The 9,921-nt window shown below is 42.8% G+C and carries 11 protein-coding genes; all 11 read left to right on the top strand.

Translation table 11 applies throughout. The features are described 5' to 3' along the window. Window positions 1-203: 203 nt before the first annotated feature. The 11 genes from A2W93_00145 (at window position 204) to A2W93_00095 (ending at window position 9,664) form a co-directional block, all read left to right on the top strand. Complete coding sequence (locus A2W93_00145) at window positions 204-746, top strand: hypothetical protein (GenBank protein OFY52691.1); 543 nt, start codon at window positions 204-206, stop codon at window positions 744-746. Next, the gene (locus tag A2W93_00140; GenBank protein OFY52690.1) at window positions 747-1,709 is read left to right on the top strand and encodes a glycosyl transferase family 2; all 963 of its coding nucleotides are present in this window, start codon (window positions 747-749) and stop codon (window positions 1,707-1,709) included. Next, complete coding sequence (locus A2W93_00135; GenBank protein ID OFY52689.1) at window positions 1,702-2,277, top strand: phosphoheptose isomerase; 576 nt, start codon at window positions 1,702-1,704, stop codon at window positions 2,275-2,277. Before A2W93_00140 ends, A2W93_00135 begins: the two co-directional genes overlap by 8 nt. A gap of 10 nt (window positions 2,278-2,287) precedes the next feature. Next, window positions 2,288-2,881 carry a hypothetical protein gene (locus A2W93_00130; GenBank protein ID OFY52688.1) on the top strand — a complete coding sequence of 198 codons (594 nt, stop codon included), beginning with the start codon at window positions 2,288-2,290 and terminating at the stop codon, window positions 2,879-2,881. A gap of 17 nt (window positions 2,882-2,898) precedes the next feature. Continuing rightward, window positions 2,899-3,714, top strand: a complete 816-nt coding sequence (locus tag A2W93_00125) for a hypothetical protein (protein OFY52687.1) — start codon at window positions 2,899-2,901, stop codon at window positions 3,712-3,714. 10 nt (window positions 3,715-3,724) lie between these two features. Further along, entirely contained in the window at window positions 3,725-4,411 is a 687-nt protein-coding gene (locus A2W93_00120; protein OFY52686.1) for a hypothetical protein, read from the top strand. Window positions 4,412-4,452: 41 nt separating this feature from the next. Beyond that, window positions 4,453-6,117, top strand: coding sequence for a hypothetical protein (locus A2W93_00115; GenBank protein OFY52685.1), 1,665 nt, complete (start codon window positions 4,453-4,455; stop codon window positions 6,115-6,117). A gap of 3 nt (window positions 6,118-6,120) precedes the next feature. Continuing rightward, the gene (locus tag A2W93_00110; GenBank protein ID OFY52684.1) at window positions 6,121-6,624 is read left to right on the top strand and encodes a hypothetical protein; all 504 of its coding nucleotides are present in this window, start codon (window positions 6,121-6,123) and stop codon (window positions 6,622-6,624) included. Window positions 6,625-6,634: 10 nt separating this feature from the next. Then, window positions 6,635-7,135 carry a hypothetical protein gene (locus tag A2W93_00105; GenBank protein ID OFY52683.1) on the top strand — a complete coding sequence of 167 codons (501 nt, stop codon included), beginning with the start codon at window positions 6,635-6,637 and terminating at the stop codon, window positions 7,133-7,135. A 28-nt stretch (window positions 7,136-7,163) separates the two neighbouring features. Next, on the top strand, window positions 7,164-8,024 hold the full coding sequence (locus A2W93_00100; protein OFY52692.1) for a hypothetical protein: 861 nt from the start codon (window positions 7,164-7,166) through the stop codon (window positions 8,022-8,024). A 317-nt stretch (window positions 8,025-8,341) separates the two neighbouring features. Continuing rightward, window positions 8,342-9,664 carry a UDP-glucose 6-dehydrogenase gene (locus tag A2W93_00095; protein OFY52682.1) on the top strand — a complete coding sequence of 441 codons (1,323 nt, stop codon included), beginning with the start codon at window positions 8,342-8,344 and terminating at the stop codon, window positions 9,662-9,664. Window positions 9,665-9,921: the final 257 nt, after the last annotated feature.

Raw genomic sequence — 9,921 nt, 5'->3', positions numbered from 1 at the left:
ACTCTGTGCGCCTCTGTGCGTACTCCTTTAAACTCTGTGTCACCTGGGTTTCAATTGCATGACATTGCATGATTGAAGTCGGCATCGGGTGCGTCAATCAGAAGTATTCGCATGCGTTTTAATGCGTTGACTCTGGTCAATTATACACTTATATAATTACAAAGAAATATTTGACTATTTTTGCACAACCAACATTGAAAAAGATGAAAGAAATTATTCAGAAAACTCTGTTGAAAAACGGACTTTATGCCGGTGGAATACTGGCGGCTTACTTCCTTGTGCTTTACCTCACGGGGGTAAATTTCTTCACATTTAGCTTTGTAAGTTTTATTGTTGAAGCTACTGTTGTGTTGATTTTCATGTTTATGAGCATTTCGCAGGTTCGCAAGATGACCGAAGAGAAAAAGATTAATTTTGGCCATGCCATTATTCTGTCGGGTGGTGTTATGCTTATAGGATTGTTCTGTTATCAGGCAATGAAACTTTTGGTATTGTTTGTAATTGACCCGGCATACAATGAAGTCTGCATTGATGAGATCTATTTTAAATCCATACAGGCCATTAAAGAATATCCGCAATACGCTGACAAAATGGGCAATCCAGAGGATATAAAGAAGCTTCTTCTTATTGAAAACAACCTTATGCAGTTTGCCATTTTTCTTGGAAAATCAATTATTGTAGGTGCTTTGGTTGCACTTGTTGCCAAAAAGAAAGATAAGCCCGAAGACAGTTTAATTGCTCAATAAATGAATATTTCTTTTGTTATTCCGCTTCTCAACGAGGAAGAAAGTCTGCCCGAACTTTCAGCATGGATCGAACGTGTGATGAAAGAAAATGCACTCACCTACGAAATAGTTTTTGTGGATGATGGCAGTACCGATCAATCCTGGAAAGTTATCAACGACCTTCAGAAAAATAATTCAAACATCAAAGCCATTCGCTTCAGTCGCAATTATGGCAAGTCTGCTGCATTGCAAACTGCATTCGAAAAGGTTCAGGGCGAAGTTGTCATCACCATGGATGCTGACTTGCAGGACAGTCCCGATGAAGTGCCCGAAATGTACCGAATGGTTAAAGAAGAAGGCTACGACATTGTTTCGGGCTGGAAAAAGAAACGATATGACAACACTTTTACCAAGAATATTCCAAGCAAATTATACAATTGGACCACGCGCAAAATGAGTGGACTGAAGCTTCACGACATGAACTGCGGACTGAAAGCCTACCGCATCGATGTAGTCAAAAGCATTGAAGTGTATGGCGAAATGCATCGCTATTTGCCGGTGATAGCCAAATGGGCCGGTTTTTCGAAAATCGGCGAAAAAGTGGTTCAGCATCGCAAGCGTTTGTATGGCACCAGCAAATTTGGAATGAGCCGCTTTGTGCGGGGACCTCTCGATCTGCTCACCATCATGTTTGTTGGAAGATTCAGTAAACGTCCGATGCACTTTTTCGGATCCATCGGATCGTTGCTCTTTCTGATTGGATTTATAATCGCTGGCTATCTTGCTGTTTTGAAAATTTTCTATTCCGTTTATATGATTGCCGATAAACCAATTTTTTATCTCGCACTCCTATGCATGGTAATTGGTTCACAGCTTTTTATTGGTGGTTTCCTTGCCGAAATGGTAGGCCGTGCAACTGCCGACAGAAACAAATATATTGTCAGAGAATTTCTCAATTTGAAAAAAAACAAAACGGATGATTGAACAAAGAATCAATGAATCTATTGCTGTCAAGCAAGCATTGTTGAACGATGCCGGCATGATTCAGACCATTGATAAAGCTATCAATGCAATCATTCATTGTTTTAAAAGCGGAAACAGTCTCTACCTATGTGGCAATGGTGGCAGTGCTGCCGATGCTCAGCACATTGCTGCAGAACTAAGCGGACGCTTCTATCTCAATCGCCCGCCCCTGCCCGCTGAATCATTCACGGTAAACACATCATATCTCACTGCTGTTTCAAACGATTTCAGCTTCGACGAAATATTCAGCCGGCTAACACAGGCTCATTGTCACCCGGGCGATATTCTCATTGGAATTTCCACTTCAGGCAATTCAGCTAATATTATCCGCGCCCTTAGCATGGCCAGAGATTCAGGAGTAACCACTATTGCACTGACAGGAAATAATGGGGGCGAATTGAAAAATATTGCAGACTACTGCATCATTGTCCCTTCAAAGGACACTCCCCGGATTCAGGAAGCGCATATATTAATTGGGCACATCATTTGTGAGGCCGTCGAGTCTTCATTTTTCGGAAATCTGAAATAACTTTTTTAGTATGGAAGAGCCGGCAAACAATAAGCAGATTCTGCTGCAATGGAAAATAAATGGTTTATGGACTTTGTTTCTCGACAGAGACGGAGTGATAAATCAGCGCAAAATTGGCGGTTATATTACTGTTGTAGATGAGTTTGAATTCCTGTCCGGTGTGTTGCAGGCCATTTCAGTGGCTTCAAAAGTTTTTGGAAAAATAATCGTGGTCACAAATCAGCAAGGTATTGGAAAAGGATTGATGAGCGAAGATCAGCTTGCACAAATTCATGAACACATGGTTGCGCGGATCGCCGAAGCCCATGGTCGTATTGATAAAGTATATTTCAGCCCGTTTCTGGCCGAGTCAAACCACCATACCCGCAAACCCAATCCGGGCATGGCCGTGCAGGCCGCCAGAGATTTTCCTCAGATAAGTTTCAAACGCAGCATCATGATTGGCGACTCTGCCAGCGATATGGAATTTGCACGCGCTCTTGGAATGAAGACTGTTTTTGTTGGAAATCCGGAGGAAATGGGAATCACCGACAATCAGTTTGATATGTCTTATCCTTCTTTTTCTGATTTCATGAAAGATTTGAACGCCGTTCTCGTTATTTAGTAATATTGAACACCTGTATGAAGAAATCAATTGTTTTTATCGCATGCCTGCTAATTGCTGTGATCTGCGTCCAGGCACAGTATTCATCTGATACACTCAATCAGTTGGACGCCAAAGGGCTTAAGCAGGGATACTGGAAAAAATACAGTGGTGATACCCTGAAATACGAAGGTCGCTTCGAACATGGCGTTCCCGTTGGTAAGTTTGTGTATTACTATTTTGATGGTAAAGTAAAGTCAGAGAGCATATATTCCGACAACGGAAAAAACTCCAGTACCATTATGTTTTTTCCTGAAGGAGCGAAATTGTCCGAGGGAAAGTTCATCAACCAGAAACGCGAAGGTATTTGGATAACCTACGATGGATACGACGCAGTAATTTCAGAAGTAGAATACAAAAATGGCCAGAAATGGGGCCTTAGCAAACGATTCTATCAGACCGGAGAACTTCTGGAAACGGTTCAATTTATTAATGGTTGGATGGACGGACAATATCTGCAGTATTTCCCCGACAGCATTCTCAAAATTAAAGGAACCTATGCCAACACCAAACGCAATGGTACCTGGGCCTTCTATCATGGCAACGGCACCGTTTATATGTCCGGACAATATGTTGACGGAATAAGGCAGGGCGACTGGGTTATCAATGATGAAGCCGGGAAAATAATTGTCCGCGAAAATATTAAAGATGGCAAAGTTGTTTCCCGTGAAGTTTTTCAAAAAGATAAAGATCCGCTCGAACTCAATAAAAAAGATTCTCAACTCGACATTGAAAACCGCGGAAAAACTTCTACAGACAACGGTATTGGCGACCCACTCTACGACATGTATTAATCCATTAAAGATGAAATTCACCCGTAGCTGCATTTTAATTTTTGTGATTCTGATTATCGGAACAACGGCCTGTAAGAAAGACAGCGACCTGCCTCCCGAAGATGTCGGTTATTCTTTTTTTCCTTACACACCCGGAAGCTACCTGATTTATCAGGTTGATTCTACCCGCTACGATGATTTTTATGATACGGTGACAACTACTTCATTTCAGCTGAAAGAATTGTATGAATCGTGGTTTACCGATGCACAGGGACGTCCCTGCATCCGCATCGAGCGATGGCTTAAGCTGAGCGATACTACGGACTGGTATCTGCGCGATGTCTGGTATTCGTGTCTGACAAGTTCATTTGCAGAGCGGGTTGAGGAAAATGTTCGCTTCACACGTCTGGCTTTTCCTGTCAGAAACAGCACGGAATGGGACGGTAACGCATTTAATGAAAACGAAGCACAAATTTTTGAATACGATGAAATTGACGAACCTTATGCCTCCGGTTTGTTTTCGTTTGATTCTACCGTAACGGTCCTTCAGGAAATTTCGTCCAACCTGATTGAAGAAAAAAACCAGTACGAAATTTATGCAAGGCATGTCGGACTTGTGTATAAAAAATATAAGGATGTTGAAAAGGATTTTGTTTCCGGCAGCATCGTCGCTGGTGTTGATTACAGCTGGCAATTAATTGAATATGGACATAACTGAAATATAAAATGAAACTTCTCTTTTTGTTTGCTTCTCTTTTGATGATAACTGCTTTTGCTAAAGCACAGAGCTATGGCGCTGTTTACCGCGTGCAGTTTACCGATAAAAACAATTCGCCTTATTCTGTCAGCAATCCTGAAGAATTTCTTACTCAGCGCGCCATTGATCGCCGCCAAAAAATGGGTGTATCCGTAGATGAAAATGATATTCCTGTTATTCAGGCTTACATCGATAGTCTTACAAACCTTGGGGCTTCGGTTTTGAATAGGTCTCGCTGGTTCAATACAGCAACAGTGCTATTAACCGATACAACCATTGTTTCACAAATCACTTCGCTGACCTTTGTTTCAGAAGTGGTGAAAACAAAACCATTTCTTCAGCAGAAAAGGAAGAAACCTTTTAAAAGCGGCGCCCAGTCGTTATCTCCGGATAACATGTATAAAACCGCGGCTGCAATGATGAAGGTCGAGTCAGAGTTAAAACGTATTACCAACGATTACGGACTTGGTCAAAACCAGGCCAATATGATCGGCGTTGATTACCTTCACGGACTTGGCTTCCAGGGCGACGAAATGGTTATTGCAATTCTCGATGCAGGCTTTTATCATGTCAATACGCTTACTATGTTTGACAGCCTGCGTAATGAGGGACGACTATTGGGATATAAGGATTTTGTTATGCCGGGAAATAATCTGTTCGAAGAAGCAACACACGGAATGTCGGTTGCGTCGCTGATCGTAGGTAATGTGCCGGGAACGCTGGTTGGAACTGCTCCGCATGCAAGCGTGTGGTTGCTGCGTTCCGAAGATGCCGGATCTGAATATATTGTTGAAGAAGACAACTGGATTGCTGCAGCAGAATTTGCCGACAGTGTCGGAGCCGATGTAATCAACTCATCACTTGGCTATACTGAATTTGATGACCCCTCGCAAAATCACTTTTATTCGGAGCTTGATGGTAACACAACCCGCATTTCGCGCGGTGCCGACATTGCTGCATCGAAAGGAATACTTGTGGTGAACAGCGCCGGCAACAGCGGTAACAACGAATGGCATTTTATTGGAGCTCCGGCCGATGCCGACAGCATTCTTACCATTGGTGCCGTTGATGCTGATGGAAACTTTGCTTATTTTTCTTCTTATGGCCCTTCTGCCGACGATCAGGTGAAACCTACTGTTTGCGCGCAGGGACAGGAAGCCTACGTGGTTTCGAGCAGCGATGGTGTATATCCCAGCAATGGCACTTCGTTCAGCTCACCAATTATGGCCGGCGCAGTTGCTTGTTTGTGGCAGGCAAACAAAACTTTGACGAACATGGAGATAATTGAATCAGTGAAAAAAAGTGCCAGCCGCTATTCAAATCCTGATTCAATGTATGGTTATGGCATTCCAAGTATGGTTATTGCGCATATGATTCTCAGCGGAAACAATTTCGAGGCACCCGGTTCGCAAAACAAACTGATGGCCAACCCGAATCCTTTCAGCGAAGAGATTGATGTTGTAATATATTTGACTTCCAATGTAACTGCAAATCTTTCCATTGTTGACAATGGTGGAAAAGTAGTCTGGTCGAAGGATAGCCTGGAACTCAAAATCGGCTATAATTACCAGCTGATTGCCGGACTTGGAAATCTCAGCGCCGGTGTCTATTTCCTCAGAGTGAGCTCTGATTCGTGGGCCGACTCATCAAAACTTCTTAAAAATTAGAATATGAAAAAATCATTCATTTCATTTGTCCTGATTCTTTTTTCTGTTGCCATTTTCGCACAGGTAAAATACACTTCTCCGCTTGGCAATTTCACAATCACCTTCCCCGGATCCCCGGAATATCAGAACTCAGATGTTGATATAACCGACGGTTCAGTAAAACTTCATATGTTTATTTATACCGGAAGCAATGAGGTGTTTATGGTAGCCTGCGCCGATTATCCTTCCGAATATTTAAGCTCAGAAGAATCTCGTACAATCTTTATCGACAACGCAGCAGAAGGTTTTTTCGGAGAACTGAATATAACCCCTGGCAACCGGCAAGATGTGAAAGCCGGAAAATACAAAGGCGCTGAATTCAGGGGACAGGGTGTTGATTACGGAGTTTTTTACCGGGTTTATATCGCAGGCAATACTGTTTTTCAGGTTGCAATCATGAACAGCGGTGCTTATCCCGAAGAAAAAGCTGCAAAATCATTTTTCAAATCCTTTAAGGTCACCAAATAATTCTGATGTCATGAAAGTTTATCTGACAGGGATTATAATGCTGCTGTTTGCTGGTGCAGTTTCATCGCAGGTGGTTTTTAATGCGCCTACCGGAAACCTGATCATTGCATTTCCCGATACACCAACGGTGCAAAAACAGGAGATGGAAGTAACGGAGATGGATGTTGTGATGTACAGTTATTCCCTTTCCCTGGATACAGCGTCCTATTTTGTGTCGGAGGTAACTTATCCAACATCATTTGATGCCGGGTCTGACATGCATGCTGTTCTGGATAGAGCAGCCTCTGGTTTTTTTGAAGAATTTGATATGGTATCAAGCGCAGCCACCACAGTTTATTGCGGATCAATCGAAGGTGCCGAATACAAACAAAAAAACGAAATGTTCGGAATAACTTATCGTGTTTTCTTTTGGAAAAATACACTCATTCAAATTGGAGTGATGGGATATGGGGATTATCTGTCTGATTCTGATCTGAGAAAATTCTTTTCGGGAATAAAAATAAATCTTTGATTTTTCTGAACAATACAAATACATGGGAATAACACTTATTGCCGATAGCGGCTCTACTAAAACGGCCTGGCGCGGATTTGCCGGGCCCGACATTTTTCTTGAAATGGAAACCGGCGGATTGAATCCGGTGTATCTGAGCGAGGAATCCATCAGCTCTGAAGTTGAAAAAAACCTGAAGCCTTTCATTGATTTCATGAAGGTCGAGCGTCTTTATTTTTACGGAGCGGGTTGTCATTCAACAGAAATGCAGATGAAGCTACAGAACGCGCTCAGCCTGTTTTTCCCTGAATCGATTCTGCATATTCACAGCGATATGGAAGGGGCTGCGCTGGGTTTGTTTGGTCATATCCCTGGCATCGCATGTATTTTGGGAACCGGCAGCAATTCATGTTATTGGAACGGAAAAACCATTGAACGTAATATTCCCGCCCTCGGCTATGTTATTGGCGATGAAGGCAGCGGAGCCTGGATGGGTAAACGCATTGCTGCCGATTACCTGCGTGGTGTACTGCCTGATGACATAAAGAAAATTCTTGAAAAAGATTATCCTGATGATTTAACTTTTTTTCTGAAACAGGTTTATCAGAATGAGTTTGCAGGACGCTTTCTTGCTTCGCTCACAGGGAAAATAAATCATTTGCAGGATCATCCTTATGTGATTGCTCTGGAAACTGAGGCCATCGAAACTTTTTTCCGTCATCACATTAGTTTGTATGAGAAAAAAGGCGCACCACTTGGCTTTGTCGGATCGATTGCGCTTAATATGAAAGATATGCTGATCCGCTATTGCCTCGAAAAAGGATATGTTGTTTCTTCCATCGTTTCAAATCCATTGGATGGCATTCAGGAATATCTGACAGAAGAATTGTATCCGGAAAAGCGGCCCTGATAGCATAGTGCATGCAGCAAATTCTTCAACCTCTCTGCGTCGCGCCTAGTCACGTTTCACGTGAAGCGACCTGTCACGATTGCTATCGTGAGCGTTGAAGAAGCATGAAAATCTTCTATTGAGAACTTATGACTGCTTAACCTCAACGTGGGCGCGCGTCTCCTGCCTGCAACGTTTTACGTTGACGCGTAACCTTGACCTTAACCTTGATCTCGACCTAATTTATATTGTGCAACCTCCCGCATGATAACAATCAACAGCTCCAAAATATTCTGATACCGAATTAATGCTAATTTTGTAATCTAAATATTACGTACATGAAGATTGCAATTGTTGGCTCCGGATATGTTGGTCTTGTTACCGGGACTTGTTTTGCTGAAGTCGGTATCGATACAGTTTGTGTTGATATTGATAAAGAAAAAATTGAAAAAATGAAAAAGGGGATCTCCCCTATTTATGAAACAGGTCTCGAACCCATGATGGTTCGCAATATCGAGAAAGGACGCTTGTCGTTTACGACTGACCTTAGCTCGGTTGTCAATGATTCAGATGTGATTTTTTCAGCAGTTGGAACTCCTCCGGACGATGATGGAAGTGCCGATTTAAAATATGTGATTGAAGTTGCCCGCACCATCGGACAGCATATGAATAAATATGTTTTGGTGGTCACCAAAAGCACAGTTCCTGTTGGCACCGCCAAAAAAGTTCGTCTTGCCATTCAGGAAGAATTGGATAAACGCGGATTGAACATCGAATTTGACGTAGCTTCGAATCCCGAATTTCTGAAAGAAGGCGATGCCGTAAGTGATTTTCTGAAACCCGATCGCATTGTGGTTGGTGTTGAATCAAAACGCGCCGAAGAAATCATGACCCGCTTATACAAACCTTTTACGCTGAATGGTCATCCAACCATTATTATGGATGTTCCTTCGGCCGAAATGACAAAATACACAGCCAACTCAATGCTGGCAACCCGCATCAGTTTTATGAACGACATTGCCAATCTGTGTGAACTGGTGGGCGCCGATGTAAATATGGTGCGCAAGGGAATCGGCTCAGACACACGCATTGGGGCCAAGTTTTTATATTCAGGCATTGGTTATGGCGGCAGTTGTTTTCCAAAAGATGTTAAAGCACTGATTAAAACTGCTGACGAAAATAAATATTCATTGCGCGTACTGAAAGCAGTTGAAGAAGTGAACGATGACCAGAAATCGGTGTTGTTTCACAAGCTAGATGGCTTTTTTAAAGGTGAATTAAAAGGGAAAAAAATTGCGATGTGGGGACTTTCATTTAAACCCAACACCGACGATATGCGCGAAGCTCCCGCACTGGTGCTGATTGAAAAACTGCGTGCTGCCGGCTGCAGCGTTACAGCATACGATCCGGTGGCCATGCATGAATCGAAACGTAAAATCGGCGACATCATCACCTATGCCGATACCCTTTACAGCGCGCTCGATGGCGCCGATGCACTGATGCTTGTGACTGAATGGACAGAGTTTCGTTATCCGGATTGGGATGATGTGAAAAAGCGTCTGAAAACCCCGCTCATTCTTGACGGACGCAATATTTACGATCGCAACGAAATGAAAGACCTTGGATTTAGTTATTTCTGCATCGGAAATAAGACGGAATAATTTTAAATTGGTTTCACCCAGGCGGAGCGAAAGCTCCGCCTTTTTTTGTGCTTACCTTTCGAAGGGTTTTGCATCCGACTCTTCCAGGTCCTTCATTACATTGCGGACTCTTGAAGGCAGGGTCGACGCATTAAAATGCATTTGAATACCTCTGATTAATGCACCCGATGCCGACTTCAATCATGCAATGTCATGCAATTGAAACCCAGGTGACACAGAGTTTAAAGGAGTACGCACAGAGGCGCACAGAGTAGATT

The sequence above is a fragment of the Bacteroidetes bacterium GWF2_43_63 genome (genome assembly GCA_001769275.1).
GTDB lineage: Bacteria > Bacteroidota > Bacteroidia > Bacteroidales > DTU049 > GWF2-43-63.
Note: the sequence above shows the minus strand (reverse complement) of the source record. Positions and strands in the feature narration are given on the sequence as shown.